Source organism: Arthrospiribacter ruber (assembly GCF_019343195.1).
In the GTDB taxonomy this organism is placed as follows: domain Bacteria; phylum Bacteroidota; class Bacteroidia; order Cytophagales; family Cyclobacteriaceae; genus Arthrospiribacter; species Arthrospiribacter ruber.
Genome location: NZ_RPHB01000003.1, coordinates 428,425 through 454,309 on the forward strand (window position 1 = coordinate 428,425; position 25,885 = coordinate 454,309).

The 25,885-nt window shown below is 40.8% G+C and carries 18 protein-coding genes; 8 read left to right on the plus strand and 10 right to left on the minus strand.

Features of this window, described 5'->3' with window-relative positions:
• Positions 1 to 193: 193 nt before the first annotated feature.
• Genes EGN73_RS07750 through EGN73_RS07760 form a run of 3 tightly spaced genes read right to left on the minus strand, consistent with a single transcriptional unit; the run spans position 194 to position 5,681 of the window.
• Entirely contained in the window at positions 194 to 1,303 is a 1,110-nt protein-coding gene (locus tag EGN73_RS07750) for a Gfo/Idh/MocA family protein (protein WP_219288021.1), read from the minus strand.
• A gap of 20 nt (positions 1,304 to 1,323) precedes the next feature.
• Positions 1,324 to 2,184: a sugar phosphate isomerase/epimerase family protein gene (locus tag EGN73_RS07755; RefSeq protein WP_219288023.1), complete on the minus strand. Its 861-nt coding sequence runs from the start codon at positions 2,182 to 2,184 to the stop codon at positions 1,324 to 1,326.
• A gap of 11 nt (positions 2,185 to 2,195) precedes the next feature.
• The gene (locus EGN73_RS07760) at positions 2,196 to 5,681 is read right to left on the minus strand and encodes a PVC-type heme-binding CxxCH protein (protein WP_425515022.1); all 3,486 of its coding nucleotides are present in this window, start codon (positions 5,679 to 5,681) and stop codon (positions 2,196 to 2,198) included.
• 169 nt (positions 5,682 to 5,850) lie between these two features.
• On the opposite strand from EGN73_RS07760, the gene EGN73_RS07765 reads away from it, so the two are divergent.
• Positions 5,851 to 6,726: an AraC family transcriptional regulator gene (locus EGN73_RS07765; protein ID WP_219288027.1), complete on the plus strand. Its 876-nt coding sequence runs from the start codon at positions 5,851 to 5,853 to the stop codon at positions 6,724 to 6,726.
• Positions 6,727 to 7,127: 401 nt separating this feature from the next.
• On the opposite strand, the gene EGN73_RS07770 is transcribed toward EGN73_RS07765, so the two are convergent.
• A complete protein-coding gene (locus tag EGN73_RS07770) occupies positions 7,128 to 9,713 on the minus strand; it encodes a M14 family zinc carboxypeptidase (protein WP_219288029.1) in 2,586 nt (861 codons plus the stop codon).
• Positions 9,714 to 9,842: 129 nt separating this feature from the next.
• Positions 9,843 to 11,684, minus strand: coding sequence for a glutamine--fructose-6-phosphate transaminase (isomerizing) (gene glmS, locus EGN73_RS07775; protein WP_219288031.1), 1,842 nt, complete (start codon positions 11,682 to 11,684; stop codon positions 9,843 to 9,845).
• 383 nt (positions 11,685 to 12,067) lie between these two features.
• On the opposite strand from glmS, the gene EGN73_RS07780 reads away from it, so the two are divergent.
• Positions 12,068 to 13,150, plus strand: a complete 1,083-nt coding sequence (locus EGN73_RS07780; RefSeq protein ID WP_219288033.1) for a hypothetical protein — start codon at positions 12,068 to 12,070, stop codon at positions 13,148 to 13,150.
• Positions 13,151 to 13,956: 806 nt separating this feature from the next.
• On the opposite strand, the gene EGN73_RS07785 is transcribed toward EGN73_RS07780, so the two are convergent.
• Positions 13,957 to 15,351, minus strand: coding sequence for a DUF4270 domain-containing protein (locus EGN73_RS07785; RefSeq protein ID WP_246611504.1), 1,395 nt, complete (start codon positions 15,349 to 15,351; stop codon positions 13,957 to 13,959).
• Positions 15,311 to 16,123 carry a glycogen/starch synthase gene (locus EGN73_RS07790; RefSeq protein WP_219288035.1) on the minus strand — a complete coding sequence of 271 codons (813 nt, stop codon included), beginning with the start codon at positions 16,121 to 16,123 and terminating at the stop codon, positions 15,311 to 15,313. Before EGN73_RS07790 ends, EGN73_RS07785 begins: the two co-directional genes overlap by 41 nt.
• Positions 16,124 to 16,248: 125 nt before the next feature.
• Between EGN73_RS07790 and panC the strand changes: the two genes are divergently transcribed.
• The 6 genes from panC to EGN73_RS07820 all read left to right on the plus strand — a co-directional run bounded on the left by panC (position 16,249) and on the right by EGN73_RS07820 (position 21,509).
• A complete protein-coding gene (panC, locus tag EGN73_RS07795; protein ID WP_219288038.1) occupies positions 16,249 to 17,097 on the plus strand; it encodes a pantoate--beta-alanine ligase in 849 nt (282 codons plus the stop codon).
• A 19-nt stretch (positions 17,098 to 17,116) separates the two neighbouring features.
• Positions 17,117 to 17,464, plus strand: coding sequence for an aspartate 1-decarboxylase (panD, locus tag EGN73_RS07800; RefSeq protein ID WP_219288040.1), 348 nt, complete (start codon positions 17,117 to 17,119; stop codon positions 17,462 to 17,464).
• Position 17,465: 1 nt separating this feature from the next.
• Complete coding sequence (locus EGN73_RS07805; protein ID WP_219288042.1) at positions 17,466 to 18,467, plus strand: lysylphosphatidylglycerol synthase transmembrane domain-containing protein; 1,002 nt, start codon at positions 17,466 to 17,468, stop codon at positions 18,465 to 18,467.
• Between the two features lie 32 nt (positions 18,468 to 18,499).
• Positions 18,500 to 19,186 carry a zinc metallopeptidase gene (locus EGN73_RS07810; protein ID WP_219288044.1) on the plus strand — a complete coding sequence of 229 codons (687 nt, stop codon included), beginning with the start codon at positions 18,500 to 18,502 and terminating at the stop codon, positions 19,184 to 19,186.
• A 110-nt stretch (positions 19,187 to 19,296) separates the two neighbouring features.
• Positions 19,297 to 20,436 (plus strand): acyl-CoA dehydrogenase, encoded by a 1,140-nt coding sequence (locus EGN73_RS07815; RefSeq protein WP_219288045.1) that lies wholly within the window; start codon positions 19,297 to 19,299, stop codon positions 20,434 to 20,436.
• 140 nt (positions 20,437 to 20,576) lie between these two features.
• Positions 20,577 to 21,509: a helix-turn-helix domain-containing protein gene (locus tag EGN73_RS07820; RefSeq protein ID WP_219288047.1), complete on the plus strand. Its 933-nt coding sequence runs from the start codon at positions 20,577 to 20,579 to the stop codon at positions 21,507 to 21,509.
• 81 nt (positions 21,510 to 21,590) lie between these two features.
• Here the strand turns inward: EGN73_RS07820 and EGN73_RS07825 are convergent, their stop codons facing one another.
• From EGN73_RS07825 to EGN73_RS07835, 3 genes are read right to left on the minus strand one after another with little or no spacing between them, the layout of a single operon-like run.
• Positions 21,591 to 22,988, minus strand: a complete 1,398-nt coding sequence (locus tag EGN73_RS07825) for a peptidylprolyl isomerase (RefSeq protein ID WP_219288049.1) — start codon at positions 22,986 to 22,988, stop codon at positions 21,591 to 21,593.
• Positions 22,981 to 23,880 (minus strand): peptidyl-prolyl cis-trans isomerase, encoded by a 900-nt coding sequence (locus EGN73_RS07830; protein WP_219288051.1) that lies wholly within the window; start codon positions 23,878 to 23,880, stop codon positions 22,981 to 22,983. The genes EGN73_RS07825 and EGN73_RS07830 overlap by 8 nt, the downstream gene beginning before the upstream one ends.
• Positions 23,840 to 25,843 (minus strand): peptidylprolyl isomerase, encoded by a 2,004-nt coding sequence (locus tag EGN73_RS07835; protein ID WP_219288053.1) that lies wholly within the window; start codon positions 25,841 to 25,843, stop codon positions 23,840 to 23,842. The genes EGN73_RS07830 and EGN73_RS07835 overlap by 41 nt, the downstream gene beginning before the upstream one ends.
• Between the last annotated feature and the right edge of the window lie 42 nt (positions 25,844 to 25,885).

The window sequence follows — 25,885 nt, forward strand, 5'->3', positions numbered from 1 at the left end:
TGCAGGGCTTTTTTTATGTTAACCTTGGTAATGTCTACTTTAAAACACTTCATCAACTATTCAGCTAGACCTTTTATTGATATCCCAAGCTTGCAATCAACCCAAGACCTGCATACTCTTTGGCATCTCTTTCGTTGAAAACAACTCTCTAATTTGAAAAAAATGGCCTGTGGAAGAACAGGCCATTTTAATTTTAAAATGTAAAATCAGGCAAAGGAATGATCTTGCCTCCCTCCATGGCAGATTCATGGGCCAGAATTCCCACACAAGTGATGTTGGCTGATTCTTTGGCATTAGGATAAGGATCCCTTTCATCTATCAGGGCACTCACAAATTCATGCACCAAGTGCGGATGTGACCCTCCATGTCCTGCTCCTTGTATAAAGGACAGGTGTTGGTTGTCATCAGAGTCGTACACTCCGGCGGTGGTGAATGATGCGATTTCATCTGGTAAAAGATGGGCATAATCAGGAACCTTCACCCGTTCTGGGGTTTCACCGGTATGAATGACAGGTTCTTCATGTTCGATCAAAGTCCATTCAAATGATTTTTTGGATCCATAGACGTCAAAGCTCTCTCTGTACTGTCGTGCTGTGTTAAAAAGTGAGCGGGTGACTTCTGCTGATAGATCTGAATCTTTCAGCTTGATATGACAGGTTTCTATGGCAAATGGAGATCCGTATTTTTCAATAAGGTTTTCGTCAATTCTTCCAGAGCCAAAGCAGGAGACGTATTCAGCCTTAGCTTTCGGCAGGGCCAAAACAGGGCCAACACAGTGGGTAGCATAATGCATAGGAGGCAGGCCTTCCCAATACCCAGGCCATCCGGCCATTTCTTGCTGATGGCTTCCTCTGAGGAACTGCAGCTTTCCGAGTTCTCCTTTTTCGTACATTTCCTTTACAAAAAGAAACTCACGGCTATATACCACAGTTTCCATCATCATGTAGGTGAGGCCAGTTTCCTGACAGGCTTCCACAATCTGACGGCATTCGTCTACTGTGGTGGCCATTGGTACCGTACAGGCTACGTGTTTTCCGGCCCTTAGTGCTTTGAGTGACTGTTCTGCATGTGCCTGAATGGGCGTATTGATGTGGACAGCATCAATGTTGGGGTCCTTTAACAGTTCGTCGTAATCTGTATACCTGACCTCTACTCCAAAGGCATCTCCGATTTCGTTGAGTTTTTGTTCGTTTCTTTGGCAGATGGCATACATGTTGGCATTGGGGTGCTTTTGGTAAATGGGGATAAATTCAGCCCCGAAACCCAGTCCAATGATGGCGATGTTGATTTGTTTTTTACTCATGTGTATTGTGGTTATTTTGATTAATGATCAGCCCAATTTTTCAAAAACTTCAGGCCTTCTTCCGCGAAATAGTCCTGGCTCTTGGCCAGTGGTTTCCAGATGCACACAGCATCGGCAAGTTCCTGTACATGTGGTGTAAAACTCTCTATAGAGACTACTCCCTGATAATTTACAGCTTCCAGCCCTTTTCTAAATGCCTTCCAATCGGTCATTCCGGTACCTGGTATTCCCCTGTGGTTTTCCGAAACCTGCACATGGATCAGTTTGTCTCCTACCATCTTGATGGCTTCTTCCAGGTTTTTTTCTTCAATACTCAGGTGAAATCCGTCCATCAGGACTTTAGCAGCAGGATGGTTGATGTCATGGACAAGATGCATGAGCTCCTCAGTGGTATTGATCAGATCTGATTCAAACCTATTGAGGGATTCAATGGCAATCACTTGTCCTTCAGCTTCAGCGATCTGACAGACTTTATGAAGATTGGTTACAGCCAGGTCCCATTCTTTTTTCTTCTGCTCTTCGGATACCTTTCGGGCTTTTCCTACAGCAGAATACATAGGGCCTGCTACAAATTTTGCCCCCAGGGTATTGCTGATATCAAAGCAATCCCTTAGGTAATCGAAGCAGTTTTGGTGAAAAGTGGAATCCTCGTGGGTAAAATCCCTGCTTGGTCCGAAAGCCCCACAGATGACAGCCTTGAGCTCCAATTTTTCCAAAGCATGCTTGACGTCTTTTATATCGATGAGTGCAGGATCTTCCACAGGTATTTCTACTGCTTCAAAACCCATTTTTTTGATTTTTTCAAAAAGGCTGATGGTGTCTTTTTGGAATGGAGAAGTCCACAGCCAGGTACTTACTCCAAAACTTACATTTAATGACATTAAACTAGGATTTATTCTACGATCATTTTTCCATTCATAATACTCCAGTGTCCCGGTACGGTACAGACAAAAGGATACTCTCCCGGTGTGGTAGGTGCAATAAACATCAGTGATTCCATATTGTCGGGATCCACCAATTTGGAGGAGGCAATGATTTCCGGAATTTCAGGAATATAATGCTTCTCCACTCCTCTTGGGTCTCTTGCCATTTCATCAGCAGCTTTCCCCAACTTCTCCAATGATCCCACTTTTCCGATCAGCAGGTTGTGTTGCATAAAGTCTCTGTTTTCAAAATCTATGATAACTGGCTGTCCGGCTTTGACCTTGAAGCTACTCACGTCATATTTCATCTCATGGGGAATGACTCCTACTTTTACGATGACAGCATTTTCTCTTGTGATACTTGGTTTCTCACCTTCATCCTCGGCTGCTGTTGGCCTGTCGAGTTCAAGTTCCGGATTGATAAAACTGATGAAGCTTTCTCTGGCCATTCTTCCTCGTAGCCAAGATGCTCCTTGATAGTCTCCTACCTGATTTTCTCCACCATAATCATTGCCCACACGTACATAGGATGGGTCGAGGTCCTCCGGAAAGAGCCCCTTGGTTTTTGTTTCCCCGATTTTTTCCCCAGCAATGAAGAGCTCCATTTTCCCGTCTTTGAGCAGGTTGGCATAGACTGCAAAAAGACCGCTTTGAAGCCCTTTTGGTGTAGCTACCTTAAAAGATCTTCCATCCTGTTTGATTACCCAATTCAGCACATCGTCTTTTGCATAAAGCACATATCCATTTTGCTTGTTCCCTTGGGCGACAATCACCCCCTCGAGTCCGTCAGGACCTTTGGCCAGTTCAGCTCTGATATGGATTTCTTTACCCTTGATACTTGGAGGGAATGCTATAGGCGCCCGTCTGTCGAGGTTGTATTCTTCTTCAACCAAGCTCTTTGCAATCCTATCCGTAAGAGTGAGAACAGAATCTGCTTTGCCACGAGGCATCAATTCTGCCAACCTTTCTTCAAAGTAGGAAGGGTTGTTAAGTACTCCTGCAAAAATCACCTGACGGAGGTAGCTGTCTTGGGCGTTGCTTTCATCTTTACTGGCGGTGAAAAGAAACTCCGCTGTTGATTTTGAATCTTTTATCAGGGCGATTTTCTGGAATGCGGCTTTTCTGACATTTAGATCTGTATCCTGGTGGATTTTGGAAGCCTCGATTTTCTTAACACTTTCTTCGGTTGCAGGCAATACATCAACTGCGGCTTTTCTCACTCCAGCAGAAGGGTGGTTTAGGGCTTTTTGAACAACCTGAATGCTTCCTCTATCAGAACCATCTAATTTTCCCAGTCCATGAAGGGTCCACAAAGCATGAATGGCAGGGGTATTCAGGCCAAGCTCGTCTGTTTTTCTATCTTCTATGAGTTTGTAAAGATCCTTTACAATTGAAGTGTTTTGGTTTTCCACGATCAGCCTTTGGGCGGTAAGCCTCCAAAACATGTTGTCACTTTTGAGTCCGGCTATCAGGTCTTTATTTTTGTCTGGGGATAAAGACATGCTTTTATAATCATCATTGCCTTTATAGACAAGTCTATAAATCCTGCCATGCTTGGCATCACGCAATGGGTTGATGTAGGCATTTCCAGGACCATTTTCAAAACCCTTTGGAGTGGGATTGTGCTGAATAATAAAATTATACCAATCAGCCACCCAAAGTGCACCGTCAGGACCGACCTCTGCATGTACTGGTGAAAACCATTCGTCTGAACTAGCGAGGATGTTGAATCCGTTTTTTTCTTTGAATCCCGAACCTTCTTTTTCTATGATTGCATTATGCAATACCCTGCCTGTGGGCTCGGCCACAAAGGCTATCCTATTCCAGTATTGTTTGGGGAAATTACGGGCTGTATAAAAATTGTGACCTGCAGCAGCTGTGTAGCCACCATGAAAATCCACTTGCCTGAGTGCAGGTGTTAGGTGTGGCATGTCATAGTGGCCGTCTATACCGTACACGGCATTGTTCATTCCTCCGCTGATGGGCCTTTTGATGTATTCATTGCTCATAGCCAAAAATGCACTGTGCTGTCCATTTGCGGTGGAAATGAAAACATTGAAGTCCTCTGTGAACCCAAGACCCCAGGTGTTGTTACTCGTGGACCCCATGTATTCCATATTTTTCCAATCAGGGTCAAATCTGTAAATTCCTTGTGAAAAACTGAATTCTTTACCGTCAACCTCACCTTTGAATCCAGCATACCCCAGTACTCCCCAGATTTTGTTATCAAATCCATATTTCAGATTGGAGGGCCCTGCATGGGTGTCACTTTTTCCCCATCCTGTAATGACTGTTTCTCTTAGGTCTGCTTTGCCATCCCCATTGGTGTCTTTGAGAAAAATAAAGTCAGGTGCCATGGAGATCAGAATGCCCCCGTTGACGGCAACCAGACTTGTAGGGATATTGAGCCCTTCAGCGAACACCGTGATTTTATCAGCCTTTCCATCTCCGTTGGTATCTTCCAGGATTTTGATTCGGTCATTTCCGCCTTCCTGCCTGACTTCATTGGGATAATCTTCTGTTTCGATGACATAAAGCCTGCCTTTTTCGTCCCAGCACATTGCCATAGGGTTGACGATATCCGGTTCAGAAGCAAATAGTTGTAGCTCAAAACCAACCGGTACCTGAACCAGTTTCATGGATTCTTCCGGTGAAAGTGGCAGCTGAAATCTTGGAGCAGGATCTCTTCTTTCATAATTTGGGATTTCGGCATCTCTGAATTCAGGCTGGGGAATATCAAATGAGGCTACCAAGTCTGCTGCCTTATCTCCAATGGCCCAGAGGATCCCATTGGTGAGCAGTGTGTGAAATTCCGGTTTGGACCATGTTCTTTCATCATGGCCATAAGCTGTATAAAATACCCTTCCTTCTCCTTCATTTCTGATCCAGGTCCAAGGTTCTCTGTGCCCATCTTCCTCCCTTTCCATCAGTACAGTCATGTCAGGATTGATCTGACTGTGGATGTAGGTTTCGTCCCATGTTTCAAAGACACCTACTCCTTCCATAATAGGATGATCAGGAGCAATGATATCCACTGTAAAATCGCCGGTGCCATGGGATTTGAACTGTCCGCCGACTGCCTGTACATACCAGTCCGAATTTCTGAAGCAAAAAGAAGCAGAATGGATGGGTATAAAACCTTTTCCACTCTGTACAAATTTTTTCAATGCCGCTTCCTGAGAAGGAGTGATATGGTCATGATTGGCATAAATGGCGACCCCATCATAATGCATAAGGTTGTCGTCATTGAGGTCATCCGGATCAGATGTATAGGTGAAGTTGATTCCTTTTTGAAAGAGAGGCCGTGCCAGATAAGGCAGGAGCTTTTCAGAATCATGGTGCTTGCTGTCATGACCTAGGAAAAGGATTTCAGCTCTTCTTGGTTCATCTTTTAGAAAGCTTTGTTTTTTTTCGGTACCACAACCGATCAGTGTGAGGGCAATCAGCAGGAACATTCCGGCTGTTTTGATGGACTTTGTCATTTGGGGTTTTTCAGTTAATCATTTGAGAACCTTAATTTCAGCCTTTTTACCTTCTTATTCTCCCTGTTTTTTGATGGATTATGACTGTATTTTGATATGTTTTCGATTTAAAGTGATTATTTTGGATAAAATTAGCTAAGTAATGAAGCATCCATTACAGAAATCAAGGATTCCGGAAAGCAGGGCATTCCTAGTAAAAGAACTCAAAGCCCCCTATTTTGACAAGGACTGGCACTTTCATCCTGAATATCAATTGTTTTGGGTGATGAAGGGAAAAGGGACCAGGTTTATAGGTGATCAGATGAAGCCTTTTAAGGAAGGAGATCTGGTCCTGACCGGGCCAAACCTTCCACATTTATGGAGAAATGACCAAGAGTATTTTGACAAATCATCCGGTCTGGAGACTCAAGGGATTGTGGTATATTTTCCTGATGATTTTCTGGGGGATACCCTTTGGGCAAAAGAGGAGTTTGAGGATGTCAGAAATTTGTTGTTGCGTTCTGCCAGAGGATTGGAGATCCATGGGAAGACCAACCGAAGGATTCAAGTGATGATGAAAGAATTGATCCGGGAAAGAGGAGCAAAAGGGATGGCCAAATTTTTGGAGATTTTGGACACCATTGCGCATTCGGAGGAATGTGAGGCGATTACCGCAGCCGGTTACATCAATACCAATAAAGAGTCCGAAAAGGACAGAATGAGTCAGGTGTATGAATTTGTGATGGAAAATTTCAGACAGAAAATCCTGCTGGCAGAAGTAGCCGCCATAGCCAATATGACCGAGAGTGCTTTTAGCCGGTACTTTACATCGAGGATGAACAAGTCCTTTTCAGAATTTTTAGCAGATGTGAGGATTGGGCATGCTTGTAAGCTGCTGCATGAAGCAGAAGCCAGTATCAGTCAGGTATCCTATGAGAGCGGTTTTCAGACCCTTTCCAATTTCAATAGGCAATTTAAGGAAAGGATGGGAGTGACACCGATGGTGTATAGAAGGGATTATTTGAAGACATTTAGTTAAAATACCTGCTTTGTCGGGTTAGAAAATGACAAGAAAAAACCTGCCAGGTTGTTTTTTTGAAATGATAAAAAACATATCTGTTTGGGCTTATAAACCTGGCAGGTTTGACCTAGTTTGCTAATTTGACAAAGTAGGAATAGAAATTTTGATTATGCACTTAGACCCGAAAGCACAAAGAAATCACAACGAGAAATAATGTTTTTAACCCGCTAGAGCACCAACATAAATCTCGGTTAGTGGAGACACTAACCGAGGCAGGGAAATCAGATAATCCTATCCTGGCCGCATTATTTCAGGCCAGATATTAGCCAAACTTGAGCCTGTTGGTGGAGACACCAACAGAGGTAGAAACACTGAGGACTATGTGAAAACTTTGTGGCCTTGAGTCTCTGTAATAAACATTAATCAGCAGTTCCTGATTTGATCAATGAGCCAAAGAAGATGGCATTGAGGTACAGTTTGTTGGTGCCTAGCCAAATAGCTCTGAAGTTGGGACTATCCACAAAAGCTATTACTTTTCCTTGCCCTAAGGTCTTCACTTGCAGTGCAGCTGAGCCTTTGGCAAATTCAAGGTTTTCGGGATGGATATATCCGCTGGCCAGAGGATTCTCTGTATATATGAGTGGATTGGAATATGGGTTTTCCGCTGGTTTAAGGTATTGGTTGTCATTTCTGAAGCTGAAAATTTCAGACTTAGAATATCCGTATCCCAGTGGATGGGTAGTATCCAATTTAGCATTGAAAATGCTTCCTCTGGTGAGTCTAGCTCCCGTGTTTTTGACAAAGTCCTCGTAAGGCTTTACTTCTTTTTTGTTTTCCTCATCTTCTTTTCTAAAATCGAAAGAGACAATTTTGTGCTTGTCTATCACTGAAAGGGCATTGCCTCTTGCGATCAAAGTGCCACCGGAAGAAATCCAGTTTTTCAGCTTACTGAAGTCTTTCTCATCCAGATTGGTATAAGTGCCGTTTGGCATAGCAATCACAGTGTACTTACTCAAATCGGTAGATCTGATCCTTTCAGTAGGCAGCAAAGTAATGGCCATATCCATCCTTTGGTCCAAAAGGTGCCAAATCTCACCGGCTTCAAGGCTGTTCACACCTGTACTTACCAAAAGGGCAAGCTTTGGCTCCTGAAGAACATCTATGTTGGGAGAGCCAAGATTGATCCCCCCTGTAAGCCCGCTCGAAATGCCGTGAACAGTAATGCCATTTTCTTCTGCCAGCTTTTTAAGGTCATTGTACAATTTTGATCGGGCATCATCTTTTGCATCTCTTTTGGTACTCACGATGATGCTTCCTTTTTGTAATTCTTTGTCTTTTCCAAGTTGGAAAGGCTCATGTGCTACCCTTACCAGATGACCATCTTTGAGCATTTGATAGGCCAGTTTAGGTGCATAGTAGTCACTCCACTCAAAAGCAAAAGCGAGGTCTTTTTCTTCGGCAAGCATTTCGCCATTTTTGGGCTTGTCTTCTTTTTCCAGTTTGGTGACATTGGCCACGTTCAGAATCCTGCTGCTCATGGCCATGTGTTCTAAGTTAAAAGACATAGGCATGGACCAGGCAGAGACATCATAGAACAGGCTGTCCTGAAATTCTGTTCTGCTTTCGAAAATTGCCCGGATCAAATTGTACTGAGCCTGCTTGAGAGGAACGATGTACGATTTTTCTTTATGAAAATCCACACTGTTGATTGTGATATCCTCATTGAGTTTGAATACTTCAATGTCATGCTGAAGGATCATTTCTGCCAAATGAAAACTTCTTGCAGCATCGTCTTTACTGCCGAATATGTAGGCTTGATTGCTGTCGGAAGAAGCTTCCCTGATCGACTCCTTGTAATAATCGTGCATGAACTTCACTATTTCTTCCCGCATTTCTACTGCGGCATCAAAGGAACTGAGGCTGGTTCTGAATTGATTTCTTATGGTAAAGGAAAAAGGAAGAGGACCATAATCACTTTCCTGCAAGTGACCTCTTGAAGATGCCTGCTCAAAAAGAATTCCTATAGACCCTTGTATGTCGGGATAGGTGGAACCATATCCAAAATAATATTCGTCAAAACTCTCTTTGGTATGGTACAAAGAACCTATTTCATCCAGTGCTTTTGCATGGTACTTGGCTATTCTATCGGTCAGTTCTATATTTTTCTTTGGGGTCAAAGGGTGATCTCTGCTGGGGATTCCCGGTTGGAAAAAGTATGTGGAGTTGGTTCCCATTTCATGGTAATCCAGATAGATGTTGGGTAACCAATCCTGAAAATGTTTGACCCTGTTTTGTGATTCAGGGTGCTGTACCAGAAGCCAGTCCCTGTTTAGGTCAAACCAATAATGATTTCCTCTTCCACCAGGCCAGGCTTCGGAGAGTTCTCTGTTTTCTTTATCTCCATTAAGATTGTATGAGCGGTGAGAATTGACCCATGTGGAATATCGGCTGTAACCGTCCGGGTTCAATGCCGGATCTATCATGATGAGGATGTTTTCCAGATCTTCTTCTATTTCATTTGCAGCTACAAAATGGTAGGCGGCTAATATAGCGGAATTGATGGCGCTTGCCTCATTTCCATGCACAGAATAGCCTGCAGCCATTATTAGTGGCATGGATTTGTAGTCGATGGCTGCATCTGGATCTCTTAATTTTTTCCTGTCACTTTTGATCTGATCCAAATTGGTGATATTGCCCGGAGCACTGACAGTAAGGACTGCTTGAGGTCTTTTTTCATAGGTAAGGCCTATGGTCTCAAAGTGGGCTCGGGGAGAATTTTCTGATAATGTTTCAAAATACCTCAGAATCTGCCCGTAATCAGCATTCCATTCTCCTACCTGAAATCCAAAGAATTCTTCTGGAGTAGGGATATTTTCGTTGTAAGAGTATTTTTCCGGCAGGTAATAAGATAGCGGAATATCAGCAGTGAGTTCAGGGCTTCTTTGGGCCCAAGCTAAGTTGGCACTGAGCAAGAGGCAAAGACAAAGGGTAAATGAATATTTCATGATATGGTCGGGTAAATGATTGCGACCACAAAATGCATCAGAAGCTTCTAAGAGAAAATACCCTTGGTGTAAAAATTTGAATAAAAAAGGGAACCGTTCGGCTCCCTTTTTCTCAAATATATTTAGGTTTTATTCTACTGTTACTGATTTGGCCAGGTTCCTTGGCTGATCCACATTACAGCCTCTCATTACCGCAATGTGGTAAGAAAGCTGCTGAAGCGGAACTACTGCAATTAATGGAACAAATGCTTCTTCTGTTTCAGGGATTTCGATGACATGGTCTGCCATTCCTTTTACTGCAGTATCACCTTCGGTGACCACCGCAATGATCTTTCCTTTTCTGGCCTTTACTTCCTGAATATTGGATACCACTTTTTCGTATGAAGAATCTTTGGTTGCAATGAATACCACCGGCATTTCTTCATCAATCAAGGCGATAGGCCCGTGCTTCATTTCAGCTGCAGGGTATCCTTCGGCGTGGATGTAGGAAATTTCCTTCAGCTTCAAAGCGCCTTCCAGAGCCACAGGGAAATTGTATCCCCTACCGAGATACAAGAAGTTTCTGGCATCTTTGTACTCTTTGGCGATTTCTTTGATTTTATCATTGAGCTTCAAAGCTTTTTCTACTTTAGATGGAATGGTTTCCAACTCACCCAATAGCTGCATGTACCTGTTTTCAGGTAAAGTACCTCTTTTGTACCCCAGCTTCAAAGCCATCATGGTGAGTACTGAAATCTGGGCAGTAAAGGCCTTGGTGGAGGCTACTCCGATTTCCGGTCCGGCGTGGGTGTAAGATCCTGCATGGGTGGTTCTTGGGATAGAAGAACCTACTACATTACATACGCCGAAAATGGTCGCTCCTTTGGATTTGGCCAGTTCGATGGCAGCTAAAGTATCAGCTGTTTCACCTGATTGGGAAATGGCTATGATAAAATCCTTATCACTGATGACAGGATTTCTGTACCTGAACTCAGAAGCATATTCCACTTCAACAGGGATTCTGGCAAATTCCTCGAAAAGATATTCAGCCACTAAGCCTGCATGCCAGGAAGTACCACAGGCAGTAATGATGATCCTGTCGGCATTTTGGAATTTGTTCATATAATCCCTTAATCCTCCAAGTACCAGCCTGCCGTTTTGTGCATCCAGTCTTCCGCGCATACAGTCAGCGATAGAACGCGGCTGTTCGTTGATTTCTTTGAGCATGAAATGTTCGTAACCACCTTTTTCGATGGCTTCGAGCTCCATTTCGAGCTGATTGATGTAGGGGTTCGTTTCTACGTTTTCAATCGTCTTGATCTGAAGTTTACCGTCACGGATAACTGCAATCTCATAGTCATCCAAGTAGACGACCTGATTGGTGTATTCAATGATAGGTGTTGCATCGGAAGCAAGAAAATACTCGCCTTCACCCACTCCTATGACCAAAGGTGAACCCTTTCGGGCCGCTATTAAAGTGTCAGGTTCTTCCTTGTTCATCAATACAATGGCATAAGCACCTACAACTTTGTGCAGGGCCAATCTTACCGCCTCTTCGAGACTACAGTCATTGTTGACATAGATGTCTTCGATGAATTTGATGAATACCTCTGAATCAGTTTCTGAGTGAAACTTGTACCCCTTATTGATGAGGTCGGTTTTTAGTGTGTCGTAGTTTTCTATGATCCCATTGTGGATCATAGCAAACATCTCATTGGAAGAATAATGAGGGTGAGCATTGACGTCATTAGGCTCTCCGTGTGTGGCCCATCTGGTATGCCCTATTCCTATTTTGGACTGTAAGCTTTCTTTGGAAGACAGGTGGTTTTCCAATTCTGATACTTTTCCTTTTTTCTTGTAAATGCTAAGACCTTCAGGGTTGAGCAATGCCACGCCGGCACTGTCATAACCTCTGTATTCCAGCCTTTTGAGTCCTTTAATGATAATGGGCAAAGCTTCCTGCTGCCCTACGTAAGCTACGATTCCGCACATAAGTAAAAATTTTGAAAATCAAATCTAAAGTTTTTTTATAAAACCTAACAAAAAACAGTCCGATAAATCCACTTTTAATAAAAAGTGGTATCGGACTGTTTGACTTTTTTAATAATTAAAATTTACATTTTTTTTATAAAAATATATGATTATCCGCTTACTTACTAGTAGAACCTAAATAATGGAACAAACCTATGATTTCAAGCCAATATCAATGAATATCCAATATCTATTAGTATCGGGTTAATCTAGGATCTTATTTGATTTGGTTAGTGGTATAATTGCAGATATGCATATAAAAATAAAACGAAAAAATAGTAAAATAAAAAAATAAAAATATATTTGTATCGTTTATAATATTTATTATTAAAATCTATAGCACTATGAAAAAAATTGTTGTTTTATTGTTGATAGTAGTATGTGGTTGTCAATTAGACAATTCAATAGATACTACTTTTGATAATTCTGAAACCCATGAAGAATCTATTCTTTCAAGGGTGAAATTTTCAAATTCCAGATTAGTTGTAAAGGATTATGAGACTTTGAAAGAATTAATCAATTATGTAAGCAGTATGTCACCTTTGGAGTATAGGAGGTTTGTCAATTCGTTTCCTTCCTTTGAAACAATGTATGATTTGTATGATTTATTAACTGATCTAGAGAATATTGAATCCGATAAATTATTTGATAATTATCAAAAAACTGGAGTTTTTCCAGAAGTGATTCATCCTGAAATACCAATTAACAGTTCAAAAACGTTGGAATATTTGGATTATTTATATTTTTATGATGATGGAGGGTTTATACCATATGCCAGTACAATAATTCCGCTAATAGAATTGGTGCTTAATAATAAAGGAGAGATTATAATTTCTGATGAATTAGTGACTTTTTCAAAATCAAAATTTCAAAATTCTAAATTGAATGAAAATATTTCAATAAATAGACTTGAGAATACTAATTCATTAAGCCCAGTAACGATCAATGGAACCGAAACAAATGGAAATAATAGAATTACTTATTCAATTTTATTTGAATCTCCGATTTCTTCTAGTTTTATAAGATTATCAGGAAATGTTTTAGTTCGAAATTGGAGAAAAGGCTTTTTTGGTTGGAATACAAGAAATACAAAAAGTCTCAAAATTGAAGGTAATCTCAGATATAATGTTGAACTGGGAATATCAAATTTTCCTTGTGTGGAAGAATGTAATTATCCTGGGTGTACACCTGGTAATGTCTGCGCGGTAGCCCAAAGGCTTAATAGTAATTATAATGACTTAGACATAAGTTCAAATGGTAATGATGTAAAACAATTATCATTTAATTTTGTCTTGCCACAACATGGTAATTGGACTGGATTTGTTACATCAGCGACTAATCGAAGAAATTTTTCAACAAATTTAACATTACGAGGTCCCAATCAGCTCTCAGTTAATATACCACATTTCAGTAGTCCATTATTTTAATCCTAGCACAGGGTTATATTAAAATCTTGTCAATTTAACGTATGGAAAGCTTGAAAACTTAAGAAGTGAAATTATTGAGAACCGGCCTGAAAAATATCTAGGCTGGTTTTTTTATTTGGATTGCTCTAAAAAAAGATCAATACTATTAACTTTTGAAATTTTAATCCTTCCCACTATAATTAATCGATTTATTAGAATCGCTTCCTGTTTGTTGGCCGAGGAAGTTGGGCAATAGGTTGTTAGGGCAGTTTTTAAGTTCAACTAGGTCAGAGATCAATTATATTTTTGAAATATGATTATCCGCTTTCTTACCAAAAGAACCTTAAAAGTGGTATAAATCTATGAATATCCAATATCTATTAGTATCGATTTGGTCTAGGCCCTTTTTAAATTAGCTAAGACTAATTACTGATATATTTTACAATTAATGTAGTAATTGTTTAAAATTAACTTAGCTTACTTCCGAGAACCATTTTATACTCAACTCTAATGTAGATCTTTTTTATCTCGTCAATAATAGTCAACAGTTTTAAGCTTTTATTCTTTAGAAATATATAGATCCCAAAAGACAAGCTATTTAATTAGAAAGTTTCTGGTAAGTTTAATTTGTTTAGATAGTAATATAAATTAAATAAACAAAATTAACTCGTAATCCTGATTTTTAGGTTGATTAAATATTTACGTAGTTTTTATTCCTGAACTAATATCAATTCCATGGATTTTCGCCTCCATAGTTACTGTTCTTTACTATCCTTGTGGAATGCTTTGTTCCAATTATATATTTACCAATTTTATCCTTAATGTGGTTAAAAAACCCTAGTAGTCGAGTAATAAATTCTGAGTTTTACATCATTTGAATTGAATATGAAACTTTGAAGATTGCGTCGGTGCTCATCATTAATAGCTACATTTCCTTGTACTACTGTACGATAAGATGACCATAATAGCAGGTCTTGACGCTGAAGGCTTCCTCTTTTGATAGCTGCTACATGAGTAGTCAATGTTTGTCTGTAATTTTTCTCATCTGAAAAATAGGTTAATAATGCTGGTTGTTGGCTTGCGTTTGCAAATGGATTGCCAGTATTTGGATCAAATTGAATTCCATTATCAGGCTGGACAGAAAGTAGTAAACCATTGTCTGAATAAACTAGCCTATTAAACTCATTTGTATAGGCCATTTCCAGAAATTGAGGTGGTCTTTTTGAATCCACATTCCCTATCAAGGGACCAATTTCCAAGGTTACCTGATTGAAGGTAACACTTTGTAAAGTATCTAAAAACTCTTGTAGAGGGCTGGTGTCTATTTTTACCAGAATACCTGTATTATTCATTCCTCCAACTTTATTACCTAGATCGTAGGCAATCCAAGGTTCATTTAAACCTTCAGTGGGGGTACCCGACGGGTTTCTTTCCACTTGATTGAAATGTCTTGCTACGTTGTTATTGACTCCCGTTGCTATAGGATAGGCTCTGGAAACTGTATCTTCATCATTTCTATAGAAGAATACTAGACCAGTGTTATTGCCAGGTTGAAGAGAGAACGAAGAGTTGTCCCCTTCTATTCCAGTGAAAACGATTCCAGGTAAATATTCCCGAAAGGAGAAGATATCTTGAAAGGATGTACCACTTTTAAGGTCTTCAAAAACTTTTTTTGTGAAGTCGCTTTCTGCGGAAACTGTAATGATAGTATCCTGACGGGCAGAAAGGTTCAATTTTGCCTCCAAAAATGGTTCAGGGTTATAGTCGAGATAATTGAAATTGTAATAGTTTATATCTCTTATCTGCTCTTCCAACAAATGGACCCGTATGGTTTTTTCAGAAGTCAAATCTTCGGCAGATACTGAGCGAATATTGAAATTAAACTTAACGGAGTCCAATACCGCCGTGCTACTAGGTCTAGGTACATCTCTATTGAAAAATAATCTAGTATAAGAGGTACCTGTGGTAACTCCAAAAAAATCACTTTCATCAACACCAAATACAAATCTATTTGGATTAGTTGTCAAAAGAGAATCCTGCAATACAACAGAAGCAGAAAGTGGGATCTCTACAAAAGAGACCCCTATCTGATTATTGTTTGGGTCCAGCTCCAATCCAATGGTGGATGGGTCCGAACAGGAACTTGCAATGGTAAATGAAATGAACAGACCTAGAACCAGCTTAGCCGGCAAGGTCAGTATAGATGTTGTAGTAACTTTCAAAAAGTTGTTCGTCTTCTTCGCTGTTAATCTCACACTTCTTGTCTTTAGAGCACTCTTCAATGAGTTGGCTTAGGTTTTCTGATATTTCGTCGCTCTTGATGACTACGTCGGCATATTCCATTCCTATTTTCAGGAAGCCTTCGAAGTCTTTGGATTTTAGAGGGGCAAGGATGGCATCATCAATGTCCACCATTTTTACCTTCTCTAATAAATCGTCGCCAAATTTATGGTTAAATCCTGTATTGTAAATAGCAAATACGGATTTGGTATCCTTAAATAAAGGCTCGTTTTTGTAGGTGGTCTTTAGATACAAAGGAATCAAACTGGTCATCCAGTCATTACAGTGTACCACGTCAGGTGCCCAACCCAGTTTTTTGACAGTTTCAATTACTCCTTTGCAGAAGAAAATGGCTCTTTCGTCATTGTCTTCGTAGAATTTTTGTTGCTTGTCATGGAAAACGCTTTTTCTCTGGAAATAGTCTTCATTGTCTATGAAGTATACCTGAAGTTTGGCGTTTGGAATGGAAGCTACTTTGATTATCAATGGCTTCTCTTCCTCTCCGACTGCAATATTAATCCCAGAAAGTCTGACAACCTCATGAAGTCTGTTTTTTCTTTCGTTAATTAATCCAAATCTGGGAACAAGAATACGGATTTCCATTCCTTTTTCCTGCATAGCCTGAGGAAGTGCTCTTACGAAGTTGGCTACTTCGGAAGTTTCTAGAAAGGGATTGATTTCGCTTGCAACGTAGAGGATACGGAGTTTTGACATATCTTGTTGATTTTTGTTATGGAATAAAATACGTACAAAGTTACAAAAAAAATCTCGGAAAGCCATTGTATTTCTGGATTATAATATAGTTTTGCCTCTATTTTACATTCCAAAAATACAATAGAGTGAAAATCCTCCGGACCAAAGAGGCAGTCAGATTATTTCTTTCAAATTTGCCAAACAACCAAATATCTATTGGTTTGGTTCCTACAATGGGAGCTTTGCACAAAGGTCATTTGGATTTGGTGAAAAAGGCGAGAAAAAATTCTGACTTAGTCATAGTTTCAATTTTTGTAAATCCAACACAATTCAATAATCCTGAGGACTTTGCCAAGTATCCTCAAACTTTGGACAAAGACGTGGAACTATTGAAGGAATCTAAGGTGGATTGTCTCTTTTTGCCTGAATTAGAGGAAATTTACCCGTCCAAACCCCGCCTATCTTTCAAATTTGAGGGTCTTGATGATGTGCTAGAAGGGGAGTTCCGCCCTGGACATTTCAGTGGTGTCGGGATTATTGTAAGCAAGTTGTTAAATATTGTTAAACCCCATAAAGCCTACTTCGGACAGAAGGATTTACAGCAGGTCGCCATCATCAGACAGCTTGTTGCAGACCTCTCTATGGATGTGGAAATCATCACTTTGCCAACTATAAGAGAAGAAAGCGGGCTGGCCTTATCTTCCAGAAACATGCGCCTCAGCGAGATGGATAAAGTGCGTGCCTTGATCCTTATCCAGTCGTTAAATAAAGCAAAAGAAGAACTTTTGTCCGGCAAGAACTGGTTAAGCATTCGAGATAAAATCAGTATGGACTTTGCTCATGAAAATATTGATCTCGAATATCTGGAGCTGGTCCATACCTATACCATGGAAAAGCTGGATGCAGTAGCTCCTCAAGTTCCCTGCTCAGTCTGTATTGCCGCTTACGTTTCCGGAGTGCGGTTGATAGACAACGTTAGCGTAATAGAAGCCTAAAAAGAAATATACTACCACAATGCATATTCAAGTATTAAAATCCAAAATCCATAGGGTGAAAATTACCCAAGCCGAACTTCATTATGTAGGAAGTATCACCGTGGATGAAGATCTGATGGATGCTGCCAATATTATAGAAAATGAAAAAGTGCAGATCGTCAATATCAATAATGGAGAACGTTTGGAGACTTACGTCATAAAAGGTGAGAGAGGCAGTGGAATGATCTGTCTCAATGGGCCCGCGGCAAGAAAAGCACAGGTGGGTGATATCGTTATCATTATTTCTTATGCCTCTATGGACATAGAAAGTGCCAAGAAATACAAGCCGGTGGTCATTTTCCCTGATGATCACAATAAATTGATATGAGGTGAGGCTGACCACAAAGCAATGGATTCAGGTAATACTTTCCATGGCGATAGCCATTTGGATTTTCTGGTTTTTGTATAAAGACATCAGTTTCCGGAGTTTACAGAATGCATTGCGGGAAACCTCGCTTTTTTGGATGTTGGCCTCAGTGATCATTTCTTTGCTTGGATTTTATTTAAGGGCATGGAGATGGAAGATTCTGATCATAGCCTCTGAAAAGAGCGAACTGAAAACAAGTGTTACATTCGCAGGGCTGATGATAGGTTACCTGGCAAACCTGCTTGTCCCTAGGGCCGGAGAGGTTGTAAGGTGCGGAGCTGTGTCAAAAATGAATGACAACCAGGTCGGGACCTTGGTAGGTACTGTGGTGGTGGAAAGGACCATAGATTTGCTTTTTATGTTGTTGACCGTCTTTCTGGGCTTCCTGCTGGAGAGAGAAATGTTTTTGAGCTTAATTTCTGACTTGGTATCCACCGAATCTTTGCTGAACAAACTGCTAGGAATGCTGCCTGTGGTAATAGGGGGTGGCTTGATTACCGTGATCTTTCTCTATTTGCTTTTTCAGAAATACCGTGAAAGCAACTTGATAAAGAAAGTACGGCACTTTATAAGAGATCTCGTTTCAGGGATCTTCAGTTTAAGAAAAGTCGAAAATCAGTGGGGCTTTTGGGGGAGCTCAGTTGCGATCTGGGTGATTTATTATATTACCATGATTTTTGTGGCTTGGGCCATTCCATCTACTGCCAGTTTGTCACTAGGAGCAATCCTGATGGTCATGGTAATGGGAAGTATTGGCATGTTAGCGCCAGTTCAGGGGGGTATTGGTACCTTTCATGCATTGGTGGCGTTTATTTTGATGGCATATGGCTTGAGTAATGAAGAGGGTAAGATCTTTGCAGTAATTATTCACAGTGTTCAGGTTCTGACCGTTGTTGTACTAGGGATGGCCTGTTTGGGATATTTCTTCAAAATTACTTCGGATAAGACATCCAAATCTTTATAAATTCGTAATTCAAATAGCAAAAAAAATAAACCATGATTATACTGATTGTAATTGTATTCGCCATTTTAGGTTTTGTTGTTAGCCAAAGGCTAAAGAGCAAATTCAAAAAATACTCACAGACTTCTCTGAAGGCCAATCTTTCAGGAAAGGAGATTGCCGAACTGATGTTGGCAGACAATAATGTCGGAGACGTAAGGGTAGTATCCGTAGAAGGTCAGCTGACAGACCATTACAATCCGGCCAACAAAACTGTCAATCTCAGCCCGGATGTATATTATGGTAGAAATGCCGCCGCAGCTGCGGTAGCGGCTCACGAATGTGGGCACGCCATACAGCATGCTACTTCTTATGCCTGGCTTAACCTGCGCTCGGCTATGGTTCCAGTTCAGAATGCCAGTGGTAAGATATTGAATGTAGTTTTGATTGCGTCCTTGTTTGGTGGAGCCTTTATAGGTCTTCCTTATGAATTGATAGGCTTTATCATAGTAGGCGCTTATGGAATAATGACCCTATTTACTTTGGTGACCTTACCAGTAGAATTTGATGCAAGTGCCAGGGCATTGGCTTGGGTGAGGGAAAGAAATGTGGTGACCCCTGAGGAATATGGTATGTCCAAAGATGCGCTGAAATGGGCAGCTATGACTTATGTAGTGGCCGCATTGGCTGCATTGGCAACCTTAGCTTACTACATTATGATCTTCTTTGGGAACAGAGATTGATCTTAGGAAACTAAAAATCAAAAATGAGTTTACTTTAAGGGGCAAGAAATTGTCCCTTATTTTTTTTGTCGCTATATTCCGAACCTAAATGATTAAACCCAAATATCAATATGCATTTTGACTATACTGAAGAGCATCTGACAGTGCGGGATGCGGCAAGAGACTTTGCGCAGACAGAGTTGTTACCGGGAGTGATAGAAAGGGATACTGAAGCCAAATTTCCCCATGAGCAGATCAAAAAAATGGGAGAGTTGGGCTTCATGGGAATGATGGTGGACCCCAAGTACAATGGTGGTGGAATGGACACGGTTTCCTACGTCCTTGCTATGGAGGAAATTTCCAAAATCGATGCTTCGGCTTCGGTGTCTATGTCTGTCAATAATTCCCTCGTATGCTGGGGGCTGGAAAAGTATGGTTCGGAAGAACAAAAACAAAAATACCTGACCAAGTTGGCTACAGGTGAACTTATCGGTGCTTTTTGTCTTTCGGAGCCTGAAGCTGGATCTGATGCCACTTCCCAAAAAACAACAGCAGAATTGCAAGGAGATCATTATTTACTCAATGGTACCAAAAACTGGATCACCAATGGCAATTCAGCAAGTGTGTATCTTGTAATAGCCCAAACTGATCCCGAGAAAGGTCACAAGGGTATTTCGGCATTTATTGTAGAAAAAGGTTGGGATGGATTTGTGATTGGCAAAAAAGAAGATAAACTAGGTATCAGAGGTTCGGATACCCATTCTTTAATGTTTACAGATGTGAAAGTGCCTGTAGAAAATAGGATAGGAGATGAAGGTTTTGGATTTAGGTTTGCGATGGAAACCCTGAATGGCGGACGTATAGGAATAGCTGCCCAAGCTTTGGGGATAGCTTCTGGTGCATATGAGTTGTCATTGGCCTATTCGAAGGAAAGAAAGGCCTTTGGAAAACCCATCAGTCAGCACCAGGCCATACAATTTAAACTCGCAGACATGGCTACTCAGATTGAGGCTGCCAGGCTTTTGGTATTGAAATCAGCTTGGCTAAAAGATCAAGGGAAGGATTATGCAGACGCCAGTGCCATGGCAAAGCTATATGCTTCTGAAGTAGCGATGAACGTGACAGTAGAAGCTGTGCAAGTTCACGGAGGTTATGGCTATGTAAAAGAATACCATGTAGAAAGAATGATGCGAGATGCAAAAATCACTCAGATTTATGAGGGTACCAGTGAAATTCAAAAAATAGTCATATCGAGAAGCATTTTAAGATAATATCGATTTCATTAATTTATGGGGCATAAAATCTAGTTTTTATGCCCTTTTTTTATTCTTTTTAATTTTTTATTTAATAATTCTGCTTGTATTTGGAAAATTATTATAGTTTTGGGGTAAAACCTTAATCAACCTCAATCATGGAATATTACAATAAAGTCATTGAATCAGTTGGTGTCCGCTTTTTGAGAGGAAATAATTACAGGATTGAGAAGCCTGTTACCGTCCTGGACTACCATGATCCTGAAAATACGCTTATTTTACTTCATCAAGGAACACTCAAGTTTGGAGAAGATCAGGAACTGGTCAATGAGGGTGAAATCCTGTTTATTCCTGCAAACAGGAAATCATCTGTTTCCTTTGGAATGGCTTCCAAAAAGAATGAGGTCAACAATGAGGCTTATTTGGACAACAAAAGAAAATACCTGCAAACTATCAGTTTCAGGGATATCAAAAATTCCGAGGAAGACTGTATCACTTTGGTGACTTTTGAAGCCAAGGTTTTTGATGTGGTCAATTTCTTTCATTCTTTAGGAATTCCACCATTTGCCATCAGGTTCAATGACAGGATCGCGACCATTGTAGAAGATATGGTCAAAGAAACCGAACAGAATACCCCAGGTAAAGAGAGGGTAATGAAAATCCACACTGAGTTGTTGGTGATAGAAATAGTAAGGCATATTCTTAAGAACAGGTTGTTTATGGAGGAGCTTTCTACCAACAGCACCTACTTCAAAGATCCAAGGTTGATTGATCTTTTCAATTATATTAAGAAAAATATCGGTGGTGACCTTTCCAATAAGGTGCTTGCCAAGGTTGCCAATGTTTCTGAGGATTATGTAGGTCAGTACTTCAAGATGTTGACTGGAATCAATCCACAGGATTATATAGAATACCAAAGAATGGAAGCAGCTGTAGAGCTTCTAAGAACTTCTAAGAAAAGTATCAGGGATATCGGCAAAGAAGTTGGATATAAGGATACTGCTTACTTCTGTAGAAGATTTAAAATGATGTATGGATTGCCTGCTGGCAAAATGAGAAGAAGAGAATCTCTCATAAACGTCCAGAGTTAATTGGGACAATATAAAAAAATCCGCTGTGATTTCTCACAGCGGATTTTTTTGTCTTCTTTCGGGAGTGAATATCAGGGAGACTTAATCTTTAAGCACTTCACATCGGTCATAGGACGGATCGATGTCAATAAATACATCCTCTTTGGCTCCTACAAACCAAGTACTAAGGATACTTTCTTCTTTTTTCCTCCTGGCAGCAGCTTTTAGCTTTTCATAATCATCGTCCATATTTGCCCTGTGGGCAGGATATCTCTCTTTGTAGTACAATACGCGTACTTTGGTGCCTTCTCTCTCGTCTTCAAAGCGCATAGGGGTGGTGATGGTTCCCACTTTCATGCTATCCAGTGTGAAATATAGAACAGGATCCTCCAGTGTCCTTAAGGTAAGTCTGTTGGATTGGTTTTGTGGATCTGAAAAGAAACCTCCATTATCAGAAGTAGGCCTATCATCTGAATGTTCTTTTGCAGCTTTTGAAAATTCAATCTTTTTGTCAATGACCTGTTGTCTCAGACTATCTAAAAATTTCTCAGCCCTTTTGATATCGTCCTCAGAAGGCATAGGTCTTATTAGGATGTGTCTGGTATTGAAAGTGTTTCCTCTTCTTTCCAAAAGCTGAATCATGTGAAAACCAAACATGGTTTCTATAGGCTCACTGATTTCTCCTGGTCTTAAGCTCAGGGCAGTAGCCTCATATTCCGGGGCAAGTTCTCCTCTTCTGAAAAAACCCAGTTCCCCACCTTGGGCTGCTGAACCCGGGTCTTCGGAGTTGTTTCTGGCCAATGTTTGAAAATCTGCCTCTCCGGCATCTATCTGTCTTCTGAATTCACGCATTTTGGCTATTATATCATCTTTTACATGCTGTGATACTTCAGGCTTCTTTACAATCTGCCCTACGGTCACTTCTGCGGAAAAGAACGGTAGGGAATCTCTTGGGATGCTATTGTAAAATTTTCTGACTTCAGCTGGAGAAATGGTAAGTCCTTCGGTGATTTTTTGCTGCATTTTCTGAACGATCAGTTGCTCCTTTAGCTGTTCTTCAATTTCACTTTTCAGTTGGTCAGCAGTCTTGCCATAGACTTCTGCTAGGATATTCTCATCTCCACCAAATTGTTGCATGACCATGCTCAGCCTTTGATCGGCCTGGAACATTACCTCTGCATCCGTCACTGTAATAGAGTCAAGGTCTGCCTTGGCTACCATCAGCTTATTGATCAGCAGGGATTCGAAAACCTCACATCTGGTGGGGGCTTCAAAACCCTGTTGGGATTGGGCTACGGCTTCAAGATAGGCCAATTGAACATCAGATTCCAAAAGAATGTAATTGTTTACTTTGGCTACAATCTTATCCAAAACCTGCCCGGATGTAGGCGTGGGAGTAGTAGCTGCAGGCTTTTCCTCTGATGTCGCCTCCTGTGCCTTCACAGCACTGATACCAGATGCAAAGATTAGGGCTACAAAGAGGTATTTTAAATTACTCATAAATTTTAAACTCATTTCTTTCAAGTGCACGATTGTAAATTTCTTTTTGAAGTTGGTCTATCATGGCCACCCTTCTTTTATTTAATAGGATTTTGGAAATCTCTTCTCGGACAAATTCTACCGGTGGGATCTGATCCTGCAATTTGTATTCCAATATCCTGAAATGGTACTTGTACCTGTCATCTTCGACGCTGATTTGCGAATTGCTCCTCAAAAGCCCCACTTTGTTAGGGTGATCGGATAAGGGTGTATTCAGGATAATGTCCTCAAACCTGATCCAGGTGGAATCTTCAAGAAAATAATTCGAAGCATGCTTCAGGGCTATTTCCTTAATGGCTTCCGACTGCGTTCCTTCCCCTTGCTTCAGGAGTCTTTCCAAGGGCTGATTTTGATTGCTTCCCTTTTCCATTTTGAGAAAATTGCACCTTACGATGATTTCTTTGAGGGCAAAATTTTCGCTATGGTCACTATAATACGCCTCTATTTCACTGGCCGGTATATTTTCATCCAGATTCTTTTCCAGATATGACTTTTCAAAATCGTATACCATCAGGCTATACTTATAATCAAGCAGCTTTCTGTTGATTTCATTTTCGTCAAAAGCCATAGACTGGGCGGCTTCCCTGATCATGAGCTGTTTTCGGACCCATGACTGGACATACCTGTTGACGAGCGCAGTACTGTCTGTAGAGCTAAGTCCGCGTGATGATAAAATCTCAATTTCCGATAGCCTAAGCTTTGTTCCTTCTACTTCGGCAATGACAGGGTTGTCCTCATCTTCCTCTTCTCCGGATCTGAACTTGAACAGATCGCAGGAGGATAGCAGAAGGACCAACAAGGAAATGCCGACCTTAGTCTGCCACGACCCTATCGTAGATTCTTTTCTTTTCATCCTCGTTGATTTGGACTTGGTAGGCCTCCTTCAAAGAAGCTACCAGTTTTTTGTCCAGATGCTCTTGGTAATCCTGGACTACCTTTCCTCTTGTCTCATCAAACTTTTTGGGTCCTGCAGGAACCTTGTTCCCGATGACGACAAAAGTTGTTTTATTGTTGTGCTTAAGTTCTTGAAAACTTTTAGACAAATCTGCTTTTGACAATATGGGATGGCTCTGGATTTCATAAATCCCCTCTTCCATGGAGAATGCCAAAGGATCATCCAAAAGAAAGGTGTTTTCCAGCCTGTCAGCCAGATCACTTTTATAAACTTTATCTGAAAGGAAGCGTCTTACTGCTGAAGTTTTTTCTTCTTTGGCCATGCTGACTGTAATCGCCTCTGCCCGCTCTTGCCAAGTGTATCTGTCTTTGTGGTTTTCATAAAACTCTATCTGACCATCTTCGTCTTGTAAGGCCTTTTGCCAGACCTGATCATTCATCAGGGAGAATAGAAGTATTCCATCCCTGTACTCTTGTAACAGCAATCTGAACTCTTCATTGTTTGCGGTCAGGTCTTTTTCTTCAGTTTCATTCAAGGTTTGTGCTACAAATTTTTCAAAAGCAGTCTCGAATGCATTTCCGCTTTGGTACCTGATTACAGCTCTATCTGAATCCAGAAAATCTATGAAATCGGATACTTTTGAAGGCCCATAGCTTGTTTCAAATAAGATGCTGTCCATCAATTGGTTTTCCTCAAATTTCTTTCTGGAAACATTGATATCTCTATCAAAGAGGGGTTCAATCTTATCCGTTACTGAGGTGTTTTCAGTAAAGTCGTATCTTGACTTTTGTATGGCTGTCACTTGGGATTGGATAAGGTTTGACCTGCTGTCTCTGAGTATCCTTGACTTGATCTGGGCTTCCATATCTTCGAAACTGGCTATGGGTTTTTTGTCCTCCAGTCTGATGATATGAAACCCGTAGGGTGTTTTGACAGGAGAAGATATTTCGCCAATCTCTGTCAGACCGAAGGCTACTCTTTCAAACTCAGGAATGACAGATCCCAAGCCTAACCATGGCAATTTACCGCCTGAGTTTTTGCTTCCTACATCCTCAGAATACAGTTCACACACTTCTTCCCAGACACTTTCTGGTTTTTGAAGTTCAGTATATATATCCCCGACTTTTCGAAGTGCTCTTTCTTCAGATACTGGGTCCCCCGACTGGCTCCTTACCAGAATATGGGATACTCTGATTTCTCCGGGATTGGGTTTTCTATCCTCCAACTTAATGATATGATAGCCGAAATTGGTGAGGACTGGGTCGGAAATTTCTCCTACTTCCAATCCGTAAGCAGCATCTTCAAATTGGTAGACCATCTGCAAGGCGGTGAAATATCCAAGACTTCCTTTATTGTCTTTGGCCGAAGGGTCATCAGAATGTTCTAAAGCAAGCTGATTGAAATCAGCACCCTTTTCAGCCTCTTCTTTCAGCTTAAGGGCCATCCTTAGTACAGCCACACTGTCATCATGACTTGCATTGGCCGGAAATTGCAGAAGGATATGACTGGCTTTTACCACTTCATTCATCCTGTTGTAAGCTTTTTGCAGCTCGCCTTCACGAAGCGAATTTTGGATAAGATAGGGTTTGATCAGATCCTGTTTGAAGACATCAAACTCTTTGCGGAAATCTTCCAAAGTATCAAGGCCGATCTTTTCAGCTTCTTTTACTTTTAGTTTGTAATTGACGAAAAGGTCGAAATTTTCCTGAAAATCCTCAGGACTGAGCTTTTCACCTTTATTTTGAAATTCCCTGTTTTTGGATAAAAGATGCAAAAACTCTTCTGCAAAAATTTCCTCGCCTTCGATAGTCAAAAGCGGTTGCCGGATTTCCTCCTTACTTTCTTCCTGGATAAGGGTGGTTTTCGGACTACAGGATAAAACTAAAACTAATATTGAATACCAGAAGTACTTTTTATTCATATGATATGGCATGCCAATTTCTACTGCAATGTTACAAATATA